Below are 17,248 nucleotides of genomic sequence, written 5' to 3' on the forward strand. Positions count from 1 at the left end.
TAGGCATTATTTTTTATTTTTGTAGTAGTTGTAGTCGCAGTACTCAAGAGATTCAGGATCTACATAATCAAGATGATTGTTGGAAAACGTCATGCGTCCCACAACACCTGGCTTGATAATGTCGTTATACTTGTCTTCAGACAATTTAGGAGCTGTAGATTTAACTTCTTCTTTCCATTCTTTAAACTCTTCAGCTGTTTGAGAGACAACCTGGAATTCCATGTGTGTGAAACCTTCTCCTGAGAAGTTAGCGCTTCGGCCTGTATACTCACCTGGTTTGTCAGCTTGTAAGTATAAATCCATAATCATGCCGTCCATCGTATATTTCTGACCGCCAAGCTCCGGTACCCAGAATGAGTTCATTGGACCAACAGAAGTCAGCTTGAATTTCACAGGAACACCCGCAGGAATATTGACGTAGTTAACGGTTTCAATATTTTCCTCCGGATAGCTGAACAACCATTTCCAGTTTGCTGATGTAACATAAATCTCAATTGGTTTAATATCTTTGGATTTTTCCGGTGGTTTTTCTAAAGCAAATGTCGTTTTTACAGTCTGAACTGACAATGCAATAACAATTAAAACCGGAACTAGCGTCCAAACAATTTCTAACCAAACGTTTCCTTCATCTTCAGGTGGCTCATAGTCCATATTATCCGGTCTTTCACGATAACGGATAATAACAATTGTGAACAAGATGAATACAACCGCGATAACGGTTAACAATAATGCAAAAGACCAAATAATTAAGTCAGATTGACTCTTCGCAACAGGTCCTTGTGGATTCAAAAGAACAAGGTTTTGACATCCGCCAAGAAACGCCGTGATCAGTGAGAGCGGGAGAACTTTCCATAACGCTTTCTTGAGTTGCACGGTGCAAATCTCCTTTCTTTTTTAGGTATCACTATGTCAATAAAATAATATAACCCTATAAAACTAGTATTGACAATAGTTTGACAGACATTGTTGAAAAATAGACACAAATGGACGTTTGCTACCTTGTCTAACGTTATCAAGGTAACAACATTGTAAACTAAATTTGAACTCATATGTCTTATTTTAGAATTTTCTGTCTAATAAAGTTATACCAAAATACCTAATAATATCCAAGGATGAGTGTTAGATTCGTAAAGTGAATGAAAAAAGATTTTTTTGTAGGTTATGCTAAAGTTATTGTAGATAAAGAAATGTATAGGTGTAAAAGGCAATCCCTAAATCAAAGTTGCCTTGCAATCAAGTATGAAGTTAAAATAATATGAAAATATTATGGGTGTTTAACGAAGTTTTAAATAGAAAAATATATTTAGTAGGAGCAATTAGGCATGAGGAAGGTAAATCAGTTGGTTGTACTAGCTTTAGCAATGGGGCTGCTGAGTGGATGCACTGATGTAATGGATATTGTGGAAAAGGGAAAGATACAGTTTTCACAAACATTTCAGGAATTGAAAATGGATGTTAGTTCGGAGATGAAGGAAAGCGCGATGGTCGAAGGGGTTCCTTTTATCCGACAACTTCCCGAGCTGGAGCGAGGCTGTGAAGTAACAAGTCTAGCCATGCTTTTGCAATACGGGGGCGTAAATGTGGATAAAATGGAGCTGGCTCAACAGATTAAAAAGGTTCCATTTCAAGAGAATGGGATGCGTGGAAATCCGCATGAAGGATTTGTAGGAGATATTTATACGAAAAGAAACCCAGGATATGGTGTATACCATCAACCAATTTTTGCATTAGGACAGAAGTATTTGCCAAATGGTTTATTTAATTTAACAGGTCGTGACGTAGAGGACATATATAAGGCTATTAGTATGGGTACGCCAGTTTGGGTAATAACAAATGCTGAGTTTGTGCCGCTCCCAGAAAGTGAATTTCAAACATGGGAAACGTCTGCGGGTGAAGTGAAAATTACGTATCACGAACATAGTGTAGTTATTATTGGCTATGACAAAGAATATGTATACGTGAATGATCCGCTGGCAAAAGAGCCTCAAACAGCCATTCCTCGATCTAATTTTGAAAAAGCATGGGAGCAAATGGGTAAGCAAGCTATTTCGTTAAGTCCTTAATGAAAAGACACCTTGTTAAATTAAACCACAAGGTGTCTTTTCATGTTTTTTTAAGAATGACTTGTCATACGTGAAAATATTCTTTCAAATTTGCTAGCCATTTCAAAATCTGTTTGCGTTAAGCCCTTTGCACTCCAAGATGTTAACGATACAAGCACTGTTTTATATTTAATTGTAATAAATGGGTGGTGGTTCATTTCTTCTGATAATTGAGCAAGCTCATTTACAAATGAGATTCCTTGTAAGAACTCTTTAAAAACATACTTTCGTTCGATTCTCTTGTCATCTTTTAAAGACCATTTTTGTAAGGTAGGTAGTACTTGTTGAATTTGTTCGGTTGTTAGAGCACTCATTTCGTAACCTCCTCTTCAAGTAGTGCCAGTCCGTTTAAAATTAATCTCGATAGCTCTTCGTTTTGGCTAAGCATTAGTAACTCTTCTTTTAAGGCAGTGTAAGATGCGGAGCTATGCTTTTGAAGCATTTCTAATATTTCAAGTCGCAATAACCATTCTCCAGGATATGCATCGCGAAGTTTTTGTAGCAATGATTGAAGTAACCTTTCATTCTGCTTGGTCCAATGAGCTTGTTCGCGTACATCCCGTACATGCGCATACATTTGCTCTAGTTCAGTCCATTCACGTACAGTTGGCGCAGTCGTTGTATATTCTACATCCTCATAAAAAGCATCACAATCGGCAGCACCAGCATAAACAGATACAACAGAAGAGCCTACAGCTAAATCAAAAGAGCCCCAAGATGGATTAAATAGTATTTGCTCACCATAAGAAACAGTGCAGTTTGTAAAGGAGATGAGTATTATATGCTCATCATTCTTATGAATGGCTTCTACGTGACCGGAAAGCTGGATACCGCTTTTAAAAGTAAGTGATGCAACATGACCAGGGACGATTCCTAGGTTATGTAAATCAGTTGAACTGCATTGAGACAGGCACATATCATTTTGTAATAACCCAATTGGTGTACCAAATCCATCTGCATGAATATCTTTACTATGGTTTGGTAATTGTCTGTTACCTACACTTAAAGCTGTTGGTCCAGTTGTTTTTATATAAATAGCGTCTCCGTCACTGTTTGTTATAACTTGAGCTATTGTACCGGTAATTTGTATTCCGGAGTTTAATACGGTTGTAGCAGTGGTTCCCGAACGAAGTGCTTTATTTAATCCTTCTGTACCTCCGCGGCGCAGTGCCATTGTGTTGGCATACGTTTCAAGTCCTTCAATTAGCTGTTCAAAGGATGAGCACACAAACAGTTGTGGTTGCATAACAGTAACATCGTAATCTGTTTGGATACAAGCTTCTACGGAATAGGGAACTTTTTGCACAGCATCAGTCAAACAGTGCTTGCTTTCACCTACTGAGGAGAGTAAACCAGCGCCGTATATTTTCGGATTTTCCAAATCGCCAATTAAACCGTATTCTACAGTCCACCAAAACAAGCGTGAAATCTCCAGGATTTCTGAAACATGCGTAATTGCTGCTTGCTTTTCCGCTACAGCTAATTTAGCTGCCTCCACTTCTTTAGGAGTAGAAGTGCGACTTTCCATAACAATTGTTAAGGTGCGAATAGCGTCAAAGAGCTCATGTTCTTCTTTTGTAGCAAAGCCCTTAGAGCCAATTTCGCCAAATAGCTTTACGTATTTCGCATATGTTTCATCAAATAAAATAGGTGCATGACCAGCTGCTTCATGTACAATGTCGGGTGCTGGTGTATACTCAATATTTTCCACTTTACGTATTTCGGTGGCAATTGGGAGCATACCATATCCCTGGAACCCAAAGAACGCAGCACTTGGTATAAGACCATCAATGGTGACAGCCCCCCAGCCTGCTTTTCCAAGACAAGCATTCATTTCTTCTACTTGAGGAATAGAGTCAATACTGATACCAGAGGAACGTAGACCTTCTGTATAAGCTGGATGTGCAACATCTTTTAGAGCGTGATGGTTTTGGCGCATGATGTAACGCCAAACAGCATGATCAATTGGTGTATATTGATTGTAATGCTGTGTACTTACGTAGGGTCTCAAATGTTTTGGTATTTCGTTTAAAGCCTGTTTTTGCATAGAAATAGCCCCCTTTTTAGTGATAACCACGTATATACATTCTAAATTTGAAAGCGCTTTCCTTCTTTTGGAGAAAAAAAAGAAACCTATTTCTAGGTTTCTCACACGAGATTAAAAAAGTAAACAAGCTGGGCAATTACAAAAGTTACACCAATTGCAATTGCTGTTGGGATTGCAAAGGATAAAAGTGTCCATTTTTTACTTTTTGTTTCTTTATAAATATTGAAGAGTGTTGTGCCACATGGGAAATGGAGCAACGAGAACAGCATCATATTTAAAGCAGTCAACCAAGTCCAACCGTTTGCTAGGAAGAGTTTTTTCAACTCAGTCATGCTTTCCAACTCAGTTAAAGAACCGGTGGACAAATAAGCCATCAGTAATACAGGAACTACAATTTCATTTGCGGGCAGTCCGATAATAAATGCAGCTAAAATATAGCCATCGAGACCAAGGAGTTTAGCGAATGGATCAAGAAATTGGACAAAATGCATGAGAATACTTTTATCTGTGACATACACATTAGCTAAAATCCATGTAAGTACAGCAGCTGGTGCAGCAACTAATACCGCTCGTTTCAACACAAACAGCGATTTATCCAATGTCGCCCGTACAACGGTTTCCCAAATCTTTGGTTTTCGATATGGAGGAAGCTCCAATGTGTAGTGGGTAGGTACTCCTTTGAGCGCCGTTTTTGAAAGTATAAATGATACGAGTAATGTTACTGCAATACCGATGACTACCATTCCGACTACAACAGCCGCCGTTACAAAAGTGCGAATTCCTCCTGTGAAGCCAGCAGCCATAAATAAAGAAGCTAATAAAATAAGTGTTGGCCATCTTCCGTTACAAGGTACAAAGTTATTTGTTAAAATTGCAAGCATACGTTCGCGCGGCGATTCTATAATTCTGGTAGACATGATAGCGGCGGCATTACACCCAAACCCCATCGCCATCGTTAAAGATTGTTTACCGTGTGCACCTGCCTTTTTAAATAAGCGATCCATATTAAAAGCAACGCGTGGTAAATAACCGTAGTTCTCTAATAATGCGAATACCGGAAAGAAAATCGCCATAGGAGGGAGCATGACACTGATGACCCACCCTGTTCCCCTGAATAAACCGAGAACTAGAATACCGTGTAACCAATCCGGGGCATGCAGAGCTTTAAACATATATGTTATATGTCCCTCAGCCCAACTGAATCCGTCAGCAATCATTGAGGACGGAATATTAGCGCCGGCAATAGTAATATAAAAAATGATAGATAAAATACCAAGCATAATTGGAAAGCCCCAGATAGGAGATGTAAACAGCTTATCTAACTTTTCAGAGCGCTCCAATTTGCTTTTGTTTGTATACGTTACAGCATCAAGGCATAACTCCCTGGAGGATTGATAGATCCCAACTACAAGATTGTCACGGATGTCTTCCTTGTTTAAAGCTTTTGCTTTTTCTACTATAGAGTCGAATGAACCGATGTGGTTTCTTTGCATGGTATACGTACCTCCTCTCTCTTATTATATCCTCTTGCCTGTAGTGCTTTTAGAAAACCTGTATCGCCATCCAATAACCGTAAAGCAATCCATCTTGATGGATATTGTGATCCTAATAATTGTTCAACTTCCGGCTGCAGCGCACTTACCATCGACTCAATTTCAGCATTATATCGCACTTGGTAAGGAGTAGTTATAATTTCTCCTGCAGCGACAGCTTCAATGGCAGCCTGAAGTTTGGAAATACCTAATTTGTTGCGAGCAGAAATTTTAACCACCGGAACACCCAGTTTTCTTGCTAGTTTGTTCTCATCTATAGTAATTCCTTTTTTCTTTGCCTCATCAATCAAGTTGATGCAAACAACAACTTTTTCTGTCATTTCCATAACCTGCAATGCCAGGTTCAGGTTTCTTTCCATTGAAGTAGCATCTATTACGACTACTGTGACATCAGGTTTATCAAAAATGATGTAATCTCGTGCTACTTCTTCGTCTGTAGAATTAGAATAGAGAGAGTACGTGCCTGGTAAATCAATAATGGTATAGGTTTTGTGATTAAATTCATATTCTCCTTCAGCTTTTGCCACGGTTTTACCAGTCCAATTTCCTGTATGCTGACGCATTCCTGTTAGGGTATTGAACAATGTACTTTTCCCTGTATTAGGATTTCCCGCTAATGCAATTCGATAGTTATTCATCGTTATCACCTTCCGTTAAACTAGCCATGATGCAGGTACTTTCTTGCTTGCGAAGAGCAATGGTGGTATTGCTTACTTGATAGGCAACAGGATCTCCTAATGGACTTTTTTGTAATACTTTGACTACTCCTCCTGGAATAAAGCCAAGATCTAGCAAGCGACGCTTCATGGTTCCTTCTAATTCAATTGCTTCTATTAATACTATCTCTCCCATTTGAAAATCGGAGAGTGGTTTGATGTGTTTCATAAAAATTTCCCCTCTCTCTTTTTTTAGGTTTTTATCAAAAAAGTTGGTTTAGGTAAACATCTATTTATATCTTATGAAGAAGTGTTGGATGTGTCAATTCTAAATATGCAACACCTCATTAAGAATGTATGTGAAATTTAAATAATGTGAGTTTGTATCAGTTTTAAAAGATTGATTTATTTACATTAAATTTACAAAGTGGAGAATTCAATTTTATCTAATTCATTTTTAACAGAGTAATTAAAAGAAGGATTCTAAAAAAGTGTTATAAAATCAACTTTTAGGGAGAATAAAACAAGATGTGAAGGAAAAAGATAAAGAAGAATTCTTCCTTTACTTAAAATTAAAAAACGCTTAACACTAACACAATATTAGTGCCGTACAATGTATTTGTGCCTAAGGACAGGCACAGCAAAACGTCGATAGAAAACCTAAAATTATATGGGGGTACAAAGATGATTAAAAAAGGTTTCAAATTCACTCTTGCTGCATTTATGATTACAGGAGCGCTTGCTGCTTGTGGTAAGTCAGAAGACACAGCAACTGACACAAACAAAGAACCTAAGCAAGAACTTTCTGGTACAATCTCTGCTGCTGGATCTACAGCGCTACAACCGCTTGCTGAAGAAGCTGCAGCTGCATTTATGGGTGAAAATCCTAACGTTTCTATCACAGTACAAGGTGGCGGAAGTGGTACTGGTATTAACCAGGTAGCTTCAGGTGCTGTTCAAATCGGTAACTCTGATATTCCTGCTGCTGAAAAATTAGACGCTGAAAAAGCAAAAGAGCTTGTTGATAATAAAGTTGCTGGTATCGCATTTGGTATAGTAGTAAACAAAGATGTGACAGTAACGAACTTAACTTTGCAACAAATTCAAGATATCTTTTCCGGTAAAGTAACAAACTGGAAAGAAGTTGGTGGTAAAGATGAAAAAATTAACGTAATCAACCGTCCTGCTTCTTCTGGTACACGTGCAACTTTCGAGAAAACAATCTTAAAAGGTACAAAAGCTAACGATGCGATTGGTACAACGCAAGATTCTAATGGTGCTGTTGAGCAAGCGATTAACTCGACTCCTGGTTCTGTAAGCTATCTTGCAATGTCTTACATGGTAGGCGATAAAAAAGGCGCTTTAAAAACAGTTAAAATTGAAAATGCTAGCCCAACAACTGCTGATATCGCTGCTGGTAAGTATCCGTTCTGGGCATACCAATACATGGTAACAAAAGGCGAAGCGAAAGATGCTGTTAAGAGCTACATCGATTTCATTAAAGGTAAAGATTTCGAAAAAACTGTAGAAGAAATGGGTTACATCCCAATGACGAAATTAAACAAATAATCTAAGTTTGGAACAGGCTGGCTGCCAAGCCAGTCTTGTTCATTTCATTCTATTAGGTAAGGTGATCCAGTGATGAAGGGGAAGAAACAAATAAACTACGTAAAAAGTGAGTATATAGGAAGGACGCTTGTAACAGCTTGCGGCTTTTTAATCGTACTTACAACCTTGGCTATTATCGCATTTATTTGCGGAAAGGGAATTCAATCTTTTACACAAAGTGGCGTTTCTGTCGTTGAAATGCTTACATCGACTAAATGGTCTCCTAACGGTGATGAACCGGCATTCGGTGCTCTTATTTTTATTGTGGGTTCTACTTTGGTATCTTTAGGAGCAGTTTTAATTAGTGCTCCTATCGCTATCGCTCTTGCAGTTTTCATGAATTTAATTTCACCTAAGTTTGGTAATAGAGTATTAAAACCAGTTCTTGAACTTTTGGTGGGTATTCCTTCTGTTGTATATGGTTTGTTAGGTGTTACTATTTTGGTCCCTCTGCTACGCAATGCTTATGGAGGAGTAGGGTTTAGTTTAATTGCAGGTATTGTGGTGCTTAGCATTATGATTTTGCCAACTATTGCAAGTATTGCTTCTGATTCCATCCGCGCTGTGCCTTTTGAATATTTAGAGGCTTCTTACGGACTGGGTTCAACCAAATGGCAAGCAATTAGTCGTGTTATTGTACCGGCAGCTAAAACTGGTATTATGACAGGTATCGTTTTAGGTCTTGCTCGTGCGTTCGGTGAAGCTTTAGCAGTACAAATGGTAATTGGTAATACAGTTAAACTACCTGAAAGTTTATATAGTCCTACATCTACACTAACAGGTATTTTGACGATGGATATGTCTAATACGCTAAATGGTACTGCTTGGAACAATGCGCTATGGACACTGGCAATGATCCTGCTTGTAATTTCATTCCTATTCATCATTGTAATTAGAGCAATTGGGCAAAGAGGTGACCGTTAATTATGAATGCAAGAACAGTAAATAGTATATGGACTGCAGTTTTTTATGCAATTGCTGGACTTATTGTAGCTTTGCTGCTTTTCTTAGTATATGAAATCATAGCAAAAGGTTGGGGCTTTTGGGATATGGATTTCCTAACTGGTCGCCCAAGTAATACAAGACCGGGAGGCGGAATTGGTCCTCAATTGTACAACTCTTTCTATATGTTATTCTTAACATTAATTATTTCAGTACCGCTAGGCTTAGGTGCTGGTATCTATTTAGCGGAGTATGCAAAAAAAGGAAGATTTTTAAATTTTGTTCGCTTATGTATTGAAACAATGGCTTCTCTTCCTTCTATTGTTGTTGGTTTATTCGGTTTATTAGTGTTTGTTACTCTGACAGGCTGGGGTTATACGCTCATTGGTGGAGCATTGGCCTTAACAATTCTAAATTTGCCGGGCTTAACACGTGTATGTGAGAATGCCATTACAGAAGTTCCTGCAAATGTAAAAGAAGCAAGTCTTGGTCTTGGGGCTACAAAGTGGCAAACATTAGTAAGAGTAAGTATTCCTTCTGCTTTGCCGCAAATTATTACAGGTATCATTCTGGCTGCCGGAAGAATTTTTGGTGAAGCAGCAGCGTTAATTTATACGGCGGGTCTTACAACTCCATTTTTAAATGCAGCAGCTGACTTATCGAGCCCTATGCATCCGCTGAATCCATTTCGTCCTGCGGAAACTTTAGCAGTTCACATTTGGAAGTTGAATTCAGAAGGAATTGTACCGGATGCCAAATTGATTGCCACAAAATCAGCAGCAATCCTTATCATTATGGTTCTTGTGTTTAACGTAATAGCTCGTTTAGGTGCTAGTGTACTACACAAGTATCTATCAGGTACAAAGGGGCGTAAACGTAAAACAAAAATAGCATAATAAAAGATAAAGGCGTTACACCTTGAGGTGTAACGCCTTTATTTACTATAAAAAACGTGGGTATTTAGGTGTATTAATAAGTAGAAAATTGTCGTTGTTTATGTCTTTTTACATAGCGTGTAGATTTTAGTAGTTTAGACATGAAAAAGTCATCATACAAAACACCGTCCATCATACATGCACCTTTTTTTGCACCTTCAATTTTAAATCCCATCTTCCTATATAATCGTATTGCTGGAATATTACTTGATAACACAGAAAGCTCAAGTCGGATAATGCCGGCTTGCTTTGCCCATTTTTCAAGCTTTTCAAATAGTCGGGTTCCTAAGCCCATGCCTGCTGAAGCTTGTAGAACACCCACTGAAATAGATGCAGTATGCTTTGTGCGATTTGCTGTTTCACCTGTCGCTGTGATATAACCAAGTAGTTTTCTGTCCTTCTCTGCAACTAATATTGTTGAGTTTGGCTGCTGCAAATAGTGTTTAATCATTTCTTTTTGTTCTTCTAGAGTCAAAACACGCTCTCCTTCTTCGTAGAGCATATTGGGGGTTTCTTTATCAATAGTTTGACAAAGCTCTAAAAATGCTTTTGCATCAGTTTCTTTAATAGTTCTAATCATAGTTAGCTCACTCCTGATTTGTTTTCTTTGCAGCTAGTGTAGCATGTGTTTATTAAAACAGAAGGATAGTCGCAATCTTGTAAAAGGCTAGTAATAGTATTTTCATTTTTCCTAACATAATGCTTTATTAGGAATTCATTCCGTAATTAAAAAATATTAATGAACGGGGTTGATTTTTGTATGGGTAACTGATATATTTATCTTCGTTGCTCAGTAAAGCTTGTCTTTTAAAAAAGCTTTTGAAAAAGTTATTGACAAGATAAATTGAGAAATGATATTATGTAGAGGTCGCTTCTGGGCGACAAGTTAGTTCTTTGAAAACTGAACGAAGTACAAAACGTCAACATTTATTTTAGCTAGACAAACACTTTTATGGAGAGTTTGATCCTGGCTCAGGATGAACGCTGGCGGCGTGCCTAATACATGCAAGTCGAGCGGACCTCTTCGGAGGTTAGCGGCGGACGGGTGAGTAACACGTGGGTAACCTGCCTGTAAGACTGGGATAACTTCGGGAAACCGAAGCTAATACCGGATAATTTTTTGAACCGCATGGTTCAAAATGGAAAGATGGCTTCGGCTATCACTTACAGATGGACCCGCGTCGCATTAGCTAGTTGGTGAGGTAACGGCTCACCAAGGCGACGATGCGTAGCCGACCTGAGAGGGTGATCGGCCACACTGGGACTGAGACACGGCCCAGACTCCTACGGGAGGCAGCAGTAGGGAATCTTCGGCAATGGGCGAAAGCCTGACCGAGCAACGCCGCGTGAGTGATGAAGGCTTTCGGGTCGTAAAACTCTGTTGTCAGGGAAGAACAAGTACGAGAGTAACTGCTCGTACCTTGACGGTACCTGATTAGAAAGCCACGGCTAACTACGTGCCAGCAGCCGCGGTAATACGTAGGTGGCGAGCGTTATCCGGAATTATTGGGCGTAAAGCGCGCGCAGGCGGTCTTTTAAGTCTGATGTGAAAGCCCACGGCTCAACCGTGGAGGGTCATTGGAAACTGGGAGACTTGAGTGCAGAAGAGAAGAGCGGAATTCCACGTGTAGCGGTGAAATGCGTAGAGATGTGGAGGAACAGTGGTGGCGAAGGCGGCTCTTTGGTCTGTAACTGACGCTGAGGCGCGAAAGCGTGGGGAGCAAACAGGATTAGATACCCTGGTAGTCCACGCCGTAAACGATGAGTGCTAAGTGTTAGAGGGTTTCCGCCCTTTAGTGCTGAAGTTAACGCATTAAGCACTCCGCCTGGGGAGTACGGCCGCAAGGCTGAAACTCAAAGGAATTGACGGGGGCCCGCACAAGCGGTGGAGCATGTGGTTTAATTCGAAGCAACGCGAAGAACCTTACCAGGTCTTGACATCCTCTGACAACCCTAGAGATAGGGCTTTCCCTTCGGGGACAGAGTGACAGGTGGTGCATGGTTGTCGTCAGCTCGTGTCGTGAGATGTTGGGTTAAGTCCCGCAACGAGCGCAACCCTTGATCTTAGTTGCCAGCATTCAGTTGGGCACTCTAAGGTGACTGCCGGTGACAAACCGGAGGAAGGTGGGGATGACGTCAAATCATCATGCCCCTTATGACCTGGGCTACACACGTGCTACAATGGACAATACAAAGGGTTGCGAGACCGCGAGGTGGAGCGAATCCCATAAAATTGTTCTCAGTTCGGATTGCAGGCTGCAACTCGCCTGCATGAAGCCGGAATCGCTAGTAATCGCGGATCAGCATGCCGCGGTGAATACGTTCCCGGGCCTTGTACACACCGCCCGTCACACCACGAGAGTTTGTAACACCCGAAGTCGGTGGGGTAACCGTAAGGAGCCAGCCGCCTAAGGTGGGACAGATGATTGGGGTGAAGTCGTAACAAGGTAGCCGTATCGGAAGGTGCGGCTGGATCACCTCCTTTCTATGGAGACATCAATGAACGCTGTTCATTGTATGAATACGTTTTGACAACTTCGTTCAGTTTTGAGAGAACTATCTCTCAAACATGTTCTTTGAAAACTGGATAACAATACAAGTGTAATTCAAAAAGTGTAAACTTTTTAATGGTTAAGTTAGAAAGGGCGCACGGTGGATGCCTTGGCACTAGGAGCCGATGAAGGACGGGACTAACACCGAAATGCTTCGGGGAGCTGTAAGTGAGCTATGATCCGGAGATCTCCGAATGAGGAAACTCACCATTCGTAATGGAATGGTATCCTTATCTGAATACATAGGGTAAGGAAGGCAGACCCAGGGAACTGAAACATCTAAGTACCTGGAGGAAGAGAAAGCAAATGCGATTTCCCAAGTAGCGGCGAGCGAAACGGAATTAGCCCAAACCAAGAGGCTTGCCTCTTGGGGTTGTAGGACGCTCTATACGGAGTTACAAAGGAACGAGGTAGACGAAACGGTCTGGAAAGGCCTGTCATAGAAGGTAACAACCCTGTAGTTGAAACTTCGTTCCCTCTTGAGCGGATCCTGAGTACGGCGGAACACGTGAAATTCCGTCGGAATCCGGGAGGACCATCTCCCAAGGCTAAATACTCCCTAGTGACCGATAGTGAACCAGTACCGTGAGGGAAAGGTGAAAAGCACCCCGGAAGGGGAGTGAAAGAGATCCTGAAACCGTGTGCCTACAAGTAGTCAGAGCCCATTTACGGGTGATGGCGTGCCTTTTGTAGAATGAACCGGCGAGTTACGATCCCGTGCAAGGTTAAGTTGATAAGACGGAGCCGCAGCGAAAGCGAGTCTGAATAGGGCGACATAGTACGTGGTCGTAGACCCGAAACCAGGTGATCTACCCATGTCCAGGGTGAAGTTCAGGTAACACTGAATGGAGGCCCGAACCCACGCACGTTGAAAAGTGCGGGGATGAGGTGTGGGTAGCGGAGAAATTCCAATCGAACCTGGAGATAGCTGGTTCTCCCGAAATAGCTTTAGGGCTAGCCTCAAGTGTGAGAGTCTTGGAGGTAGAGCACTGATTGGACTAGGGGCCCCCCTCGGGTTACCGAATTCAGTCAAACTCCGAATGCCAATGACTTATTCCTTGGGAGTCAGACTACGAGTGATAAGATCCGTGGTCAAAAGGGAAACAGCCCAGACTGCCAGCTAAGGTCCCAAAATGTATGTTAAGTGGAAAAGGATGTGGAGTTGCTTAGACAACTAGGATGTTGGCTTAGAAGCAGCCACCATTTAAAGAGTGCGTAATAGCTCACTAGTCGAGTGACTCTGCGCCGAAAATGTACCGGGGCTAAACATACTACCGAAGCTGCAGATTGATACCAAAGGTATCAGTGGTAGGGGAGCGTTCTAAGGGCTGTGAAGTCAGACCGCAAGGACTGGTGGAGCGCTTAGAAGTGAGAATGCCGGTATGAGTAGCGAAAGATGGGTGAGAATCCCATCCACCGTATGCCTAAGGTTTCCTGAGGAAGGCTCGTCCGCTCAGGGTTAGTCAGGACCTAAGCCGAGGCCGACAGGCGTAGGCGATGGACAACAGGTTGATATTCCTGTACCACCTCTTTACCGTTTGAGCAATGGAGGGACGCAGGAGGATAGGAGATGCGCACCGCTGGTCGCGTGCGTCTAAGCAGTTAGGCTGATGAGTAGGCAAATCCGCTCATCGTAAGGCTGAGCTGTGATGGGGAAGCCCGTATGGGCGAACTCTCTGATTCCACACTGCCAAGAAAAGCTTCTAGCGAGGTAAAAGGTGCCTGTACCGCAAACCGACACAGGTAGGCGAGGAGAGAATCCTAAGGTGTGCGAGAGAACTCTGGTTAAGGAACTCGGCAAAATGACCCCGTAACTTCGGGAGAAGGGGTGCTCTCTAGCGAGAGCCGCAGTGAAAAGGCCCAAGCGACTGTTTAGCAAAAACACAGGTCTCTGCGAAGCCGCAAGGCGAAGTATAGGGGCTGACACCTGCCCGGTGCTGGAAGGTTAAGGGGAGAGGTTAGCGCAAGCGAAGCTTTGAACCGAAGCCCCAGTAAACGGCGGCCGTAACTATAACGGTCCTAAGGTAGCGAAATTCCTTGTCGGGTAAGTTCCGACCCGCACGAAAGGTGTAACGATTTGGGCACTGTCTCAACCAGAGACTCGGTGAAATTATAGTACCTGTGAAGATGCAGGTTACCCGCGACAGGACGGAAAGACCCCGTGGAGCTTTACTGTAGCCTGATATTGAATTTTGGTACAGCTTGTACAGGATAGGTAGGAGCCTATGAACCCGGAGCGCCAGCTTCGGTGGAGGCGTCGGTGGGATACTACCCTGGCTGTATTGAAGTTCTAACCCGCGCCCCTCTATCGGGGCGGGAGACAGTGTCAGGTGGGCAGTTTGACTGGGGCGGTCGCCTCCTAAAATGTAACGGAGGCGCCCAAAGGTTCCCTCAGAATGGTTGGAAATCATTCGAAGAGTGTAAAGGCATAAGGGAGCTTGACTGCGAGACCTACAAGTCGAGCAGGGACGAAAGTCGGGCTTAGTGATCCGGTGGTTCCGCATGGAAGGGCCATCGCTCAACGGATAAAAGCTACCCCGGGGATAACAGGCTTATCTCCCCCAAGAGTCCACATCGACGGGGAGGTTTGGCACCTCGATGTCGGCTCATCGCATCCTGGGGCTGTAGTCGGTCCCAAGGGTTGGGCTGTTCGCCCATTAAAGCGGTACGCGAGCTGGGTTCAGAACGTCGTGAGACAGTTCGGTCCCTATCCGTCGCGGGCGCAGGAAATTTGAGAGGAGCTGTCCTTAGTACGAGAGGACCGGGATGGACGCACCGCTGGTGTACCAGTTGTTCTGCCAAGGGCATCGCTGGGTAGCTATGTGCGGACGGGATAAGTGCTGAAAGCATCTAAGCATGAAGCCCCCCTCAAGATGAGATTTCCCATAGCGTCAAGCTAGTAAGATCCCTGAAAGATGATCAGGTTGATAGGTCAGAGGTGGAAGCGCGGCGACGTGTGGAGCTGACTGATACTAATCGATCGAGGGCTTAACCAAAAAAAGCAGAAGCGAGCGTTTAGCAAGCTGAAGCTAGATTATACACTTGTTATCCAGTTTTGAAGGAACATGCCTTCATATGTCTAGTGATGATGGCAAAGAGGTCACACCCGTTCCCATACCGAACACGGAAGTTAAGCTCTTTTGCGCCGAGGGTAGTTGGGACCTTGTCCCTGTGAGAGTAGGACGTCGCTAGGCAATGCCCAATTTGGGCTTTTTTTACGGAGGATTAGCTCAGCTGGGAGAGCATCTGCCTTACAAGCAGAGGGTCGGCGGTTCGATCCCGTCATCCTCCACCATATATCGGAGGGGTAGCGAAGTGGCTAAACGCGGCGGACTGTAAATCCGCTCCCTCAGGGTTCGGCGGTTCGAATCCGTCCCCCTCCACCATTTTTGATGGGCTATCGCCAAGCGGTAAGGCAACGGACTTTGACTCCGTCATTCGTTGGTTCGAATCCAGCTAGCCCAGCCATAATTATGAGCCATTAGCTCAGTCGGTAGAGCATCTGACTTTTAATCAGAGGGTCGAAGGTTCGAGTCCTTCATGGCTCACATTTTGCGGGTGTGGCGGAATTGGCAGACGCACCAGACTTAGGATCTGGCGCCTTCGGCGTGGGGGTTCGAGTCCCTTCACCCGCACCAATATATGCGGAAGTAGTTCAGTGGTAGAATACAACCTTGCCAAGGTTGGGGTCGCGGGTTCGAATCCCGTCTTCCGCTTATACTGTATTTTATATCACACAAAATATATACAGTTGTTTATGCGCCCGTAGCTCAATTGGATAGAGCATCTGACTACGGATCAGAAGGTTATGGGTTCGAATCCTTTCGGGCGCGTTATACGGGAAGTGGCTCAGCTTGGTAGAGCACCTGGTTTGGGACCAGGGGGTCGCAGGTTCAAATCCTGTCTTCCCGATTTCATGGGGCCTTAGCTCAGCTGGGAGAGCGCCTGCCTTGCACGCAGGAGGTCAGCGGTTCGATCCCGCTAGGCTCCATACGGAGGAATACCCAAGTCCGGCTGAAGGGATCGGTCTTGAAAACCGACAGGCGGTGAGAGCCGCGCGGGGGTTCGAATCCCTCTTCCTCCGCCATTTATTTTATATGAATGGTAAATTAAATAATTCATGATTGTCGCGGGGTGGAGCAGTCCGGTAGCTCGTCGGGCTCATAACCCGAAGGTCGCAGGTTCAAATCCTGTCCCCGCAACCAAGGTCCCGTGGTGTAGCGGTTAACATGCCTGCCTGTCACGCAGGAGATCGCCGGTTCGATCCCGGTCGGGACCGCCATTTTTATGGCTCGGTAGCTCAGTCGGTAGAGCAGAGGACTGAAAATCCTCGTGTCGGCGGTTCGATTCCGTCCCGAGCCACTTCTTAATTTACATATCACTTTTCTTTATAAGCCGGCTTAGCTCAATTGGCAGAGCAACTGACTTGTAATCAGTAGGTTGGGGGTTCAAGTCCTCTAGCCGGCATCGATTAGGGGTATAGTTTAAAGGTAGAACAGAGGTCTCCAAAACCTCCGGTGTGGGTTCGATTCCTACTACCCCTGCCAAACACGTGGGCCTATAGCTCAGCTGGTTAGAGCGCACGCCTGATAAGCGTGAGGTCGATGGTTCGAGTCCATTTAGGCCCATTAGTGATATATTCCGCAATAGCTCAGCGGTAGAGCAATCGGCTGTTAACCGATAGGTCGTAGGTTCGAATCCTACTTGCGGAGCCATTAAGGCCCGTTGGTCAAGTGGTTAAGACACCGCCCTTTCACGGCGGTAACACGGGTTCGAATCCCGTACGGGTCATACCAAAAGCCAGTGCATTCGCACTGGTTTTTTTTGTATATTTTTATTTAGGCTCTGTGAAA

11 protein-coding genes, 18 tRNA genes and 3 rRNA genes are annotated in these 17,248 nt (G+C 43.5%); 25 read left to right on the forward strand and 7 right to left on the reverse strand.

Features of this window, described 5'->3' with window-relative positions; all coding sequences use genetic code 11:
- Window positions 1-6: 6 nt before the first annotated feature.
- On the reverse strand, window positions 7-873 hold the full coding sequence (qoxA, locus tag MUG87_RS16035) for a cytochrome aa3 quinol oxidase subunit II (RefSeq protein ID WP_247083466.1): 867 nt from the start codon (window positions 871-873) through the stop codon (window positions 7-9).
- Window positions 874-1,391: 518 nt separating this feature from the next.
- On the opposite strand from qoxA, the gene MUG87_RS16040 reads away from it, so the two are divergent.
- Complete coding sequence (locus MUG87_RS16040; RefSeq protein ID WP_247087732.1) at window positions 1,392-2,063, forward strand: C39 family peptidase; 672 nt, start codon at window positions 1,392-1,394, stop codon at window positions 2,061-2,063.
- A gap of 50 nt (window positions 2,064-2,113) precedes the next feature.
- Here MUG87_RS16040 and MUG87_RS16045 read toward each other — a convergent pair whose 3' ends face one another.
- The 5 genes from MUG87_RS16045 to MUG87_RS16065 form a co-directional block, all read right to left on the reverse strand.
- Window positions 2,114-2,416: a 4a-hydroxytetrahydrobiopterin dehydratase gene (locus MUG87_RS16045; RefSeq protein WP_247083467.1), complete on the reverse strand. Its 303-nt coding sequence runs from the start codon at window positions 2,414-2,416 to the stop codon at window positions 2,114-2,116.
- Window positions 2,413-4,149, reverse strand: a complete 1,737-nt coding sequence (locus MUG87_RS16050) for an aromatic amino acid hydroxylase (RefSeq protein WP_247083469.1) — start codon at window positions 4,147-4,149, stop codon at window positions 2,413-2,415. The genes MUG87_RS16045 and MUG87_RS16050 overlap by 4 nt, the downstream gene beginning before the upstream one ends.
- Window positions 4,150-4,250: 101 nt before the next feature.
- On the reverse strand, window positions 4,251-5,642 hold the full coding sequence (locus tag MUG87_RS16055) for a nucleoside recognition domain-containing protein (protein ID WP_247083471.1): 1,392 nt from the start codon (window positions 5,640-5,642) through the stop codon (window positions 4,251-4,253).
- Complete coding sequence (locus tag MUG87_RS16060; protein ID WP_247083473.1) at window positions 5,606-6,340, reverse strand: FeoB small GTPase domain-containing protein; 735 nt, start codon at window positions 6,338-6,340, stop codon at window positions 5,606-5,608. The genes MUG87_RS16055 and MUG87_RS16060 overlap by 37 nt, the downstream gene beginning before the upstream one ends.
- Entirely contained in the window at window positions 6,333-6,593 is a 261-nt protein-coding gene (locus tag MUG87_RS16065; protein ID WP_247087734.1) for a FeoA family protein, read from the reverse strand. The genes MUG87_RS16060 and MUG87_RS16065 overlap by 8 nt, the downstream gene beginning before the upstream one ends.
- A 449-nt stretch (window positions 6,594-7,042) precedes the next feature.
- Here MUG87_RS16065 and MUG87_RS16070 point away from each other — a divergent pair, with 449 nt between their 5' ends.
- The 3 genes from MUG87_RS16070 (at window position 7,043) to pstA (ending at window position 9,804) form a co-directional block, all read left to right on the forward strand.
- On the forward strand, window positions 7,043-7,927 hold the full coding sequence (locus MUG87_RS16070; RefSeq protein WP_247083475.1) for a phosphate ABC transporter substrate-binding protein PstS family protein: 885 nt from the start codon (window positions 7,043-7,045) through the stop codon (window positions 7,925-7,927).
- 72 nt (window positions 7,928-7,999) lie between these two features.
- A complete protein-coding gene (pstC, locus tag MUG87_RS16075) occupies window positions 8,000-8,890 on the forward strand; it encodes a phosphate ABC transporter permease subunit PstC (RefSeq protein WP_247083477.1) in 891 nt (296 codons plus the stop codon).
- A 2-nt stretch (window positions 8,891-8,892) separates the two neighbouring features.
- Window positions 8,893-9,804, forward strand: coding sequence for a phosphate ABC transporter permease PstA (gene pstA, locus MUG87_RS16080; protein ID WP_247083480.1), 912 nt, complete (start codon window positions 8,893-8,895; stop codon window positions 9,802-9,804).
- A gap of 73 nt (window positions 9,805-9,877) precedes the next feature.
- Here the strand turns inward: pstA and MUG87_RS16085 are convergent, their stop codons facing one another.
- A complete protein-coding gene (locus tag MUG87_RS16085; RefSeq protein ID WP_247083482.1) occupies window positions 9,878-10,423 on the reverse strand; it encodes a GNAT family N-acetyltransferase in 546 nt (181 codons plus the stop codon).
- Between the two features lie 369 nt (window positions 10,424-10,792).
- Here MUG87_RS16085 and MUG87_RS16090 point away from each other — a divergent pair.
- From MUG87_RS16090 to MUG87_RS16190, 21 genes are all read left to right on the forward strand, one after another.
- A 16S ribosomal RNA gene (locus tag MUG87_RS16090) occupies window positions 10,793-12,328 on the forward strand.
- 144 nt (window positions 12,329-12,472) lie between these two features.
- Window positions 12,473-15,391: ribosomal RNA gene (locus MUG87_RS16095) — 23S ribosomal RNA — on the forward strand.
- 82 nt (window positions 15,392-15,473) lie between these two features.
- Window positions 15,474-15,589 (forward strand): 5S ribosomal RNA (rrf, locus tag MUG87_RS16100).
- Together the 16S, 23S and 5S rRNA genes with 18 tRNA genes alongside form the textbook arrangement of a ribosomal RNA operon.
- Window positions 15,590-15,614: 25 nt before the next feature.
- Window positions 15,615-15,690: transfer RNA gene (locus MUG87_RS16105), tRNA-Val, on the forward strand.
- Window positions 15,691-15,696: 6 nt separating this feature from the next.
- Window positions 15,697-15,781: transfer RNA gene (locus MUG87_RS16110), tRNA-Tyr, on the forward strand.
- A gap of 7 nt (window positions 15,782-15,788) precedes the next feature.
- Window positions 15,789-15,863 (forward strand) — tRNA-Gln (locus MUG87_RS16115).
- Between the two features lie 7 nt (window positions 15,864-15,870).
- Window positions 15,871-15,943 (forward strand) — tRNA-Lys (locus MUG87_RS16120).
- A 6-nt stretch (window positions 15,944-15,949) separates the two neighbouring features.
- Window positions 15,950-16,033: transfer RNA gene (locus MUG87_RS16125), tRNA-Leu, on the forward strand.
- Between the two features lie 6 nt (window positions 16,034-16,039).
- Window positions 16,040-16,111: transfer RNA gene (locus tag MUG87_RS16130), tRNA-Gly, on the forward strand.
- 43 nt (window positions 16,112-16,154) lie between these two features.
- Window positions 16,155-16,228, forward strand: a tRNA-Arg gene (locus tag MUG87_RS16135).
- Window positions 16,229-16,233: 5 nt separating this feature from the next.
- Window positions 16,234-16,307 (forward strand) — tRNA-Pro (locus tag MUG87_RS16140).
- 6 nt (window positions 16,308-16,313) lie between these two features.
- Window positions 16,314-16,386 (forward strand) — tRNA-Ala (locus tag MUG87_RS16145).
- Between the two features lie 3 nt (window positions 16,387-16,389).
- Window positions 16,390-16,482, forward strand: a tRNA-Ser gene (locus MUG87_RS16150).
- 41 nt (window positions 16,483-16,523) lie between these two features.
- Window positions 16,524-16,600: transfer RNA gene (locus MUG87_RS16155), tRNA-Met, on the forward strand.
- Between the two features lies 1 nt (window position 16,601).
- Window positions 16,602-16,677 (forward strand) — tRNA-Asp (locus tag MUG87_RS16160).
- A 7-nt stretch (window positions 16,678-16,684) separates the two neighbouring features.
- Window positions 16,685-16,757: transfer RNA gene (locus tag MUG87_RS16165), tRNA-Phe, on the forward strand.
- Window positions 16,758-16,789: 32 nt separating this feature from the next.
- A tRNA-Thr gene (locus MUG87_RS16170) sits at window positions 16,790-16,862 on the forward strand.
- A gap of 6 nt (window positions 16,863-16,868) precedes the next feature.
- Window positions 16,869-16,942, forward strand: a tRNA-Trp gene (locus MUG87_RS16175).
- Between the two features lie 7 nt (window positions 16,943-16,949).
- A tRNA-Ile gene (locus MUG87_RS16180) sits at window positions 16,950-17,023 on the forward strand.
- A 12-nt stretch (window positions 17,024-17,035) separates the two neighbouring features.
- Window positions 17,036-17,110 (forward strand) — tRNA-Asn (locus MUG87_RS16185).
- 4 nt (window positions 17,111-17,114) lie between these two features.
- Window positions 17,115-17,186: transfer RNA gene (locus tag MUG87_RS16190), tRNA-Glu, on the forward strand.
- The last annotated feature ends 62 nt before the right edge of the window (window positions 17,187-17,248 follow it).

The sequence above is a fragment of the Ectobacillus sp. JY-23 genome (assembly GCF_023022965.1).
Classification (GTDB): Bacteria; Bacillota; Bacilli; order Bacillales; family Bacillaceae_G; genus Ectobacillus.

What these genes read in the sequence shown, in the direction of transcription:
- MUG87_RS16040 (WP_247087732.1), top strand. Translation starts at nt 1,392, where the DNA reads ATGGATATTGTGGAAAAGGGAAAGATACAGTTTTCACAAACATTTCAG.
- MUG87_RS16045 (WP_247083467.1), bottom strand. Translation starts at nt 2,416, where the DNA reads ATGAGTGCTCTAACAACCGAACAAATTCAACAAGTACTACCTACCTTA.
- MUG87_RS16050 (WP_247083469.1), bottom strand. Translation starts at nt 4,149, where the DNA reads ATGCAAAAACAGGCTTTAAACGAAATACCAAAACATTTGAGACCCTAC.
- MUG87_RS16055 (WP_247083471.1), bottom strand. Translation starts at nt 5,642, where the DNA reads ATGCAAAGAAACCACATCGGTTCATTCGACTCTATAGTAGAAAAAGCA.
- MUG87_RS16060 (WP_247083473.1), bottom strand. Translation starts at nt 6,340, where the DNA reads ATGAATAACTATCGAATTGCATTAGCGGGAAATCCTAATACAGGGAAA.
- MUG87_RS16070 (WP_247083475.1), top strand. Translation starts at nt 7,043, where the DNA reads ATGATTAAAAAAGGTTTCAAATTCACTCTTGCTGCATTTATGATTACA.
- pstC (WP_247083477.1), top strand. Translation starts at nt 8,000, where the DNA reads ATGAAGGGGAAGAAACAAATAAACTACGTAAAAAGTGAGTATATAGGA.
- pstA (WP_247083480.1), top strand. Translation starts at nt 8,893, where the DNA reads ATGAATGCAAGAACAGTAAATAGTATATGGACTGCAGTTTTTTATGCA.
- MUG87_RS16085 (WP_247083482.1), bottom strand. Translation starts at nt 10,423, where the DNA reads ATGATTAGAACTATTAAAGAAACTGATGCAAAAGCATTTTTAGAGCTT.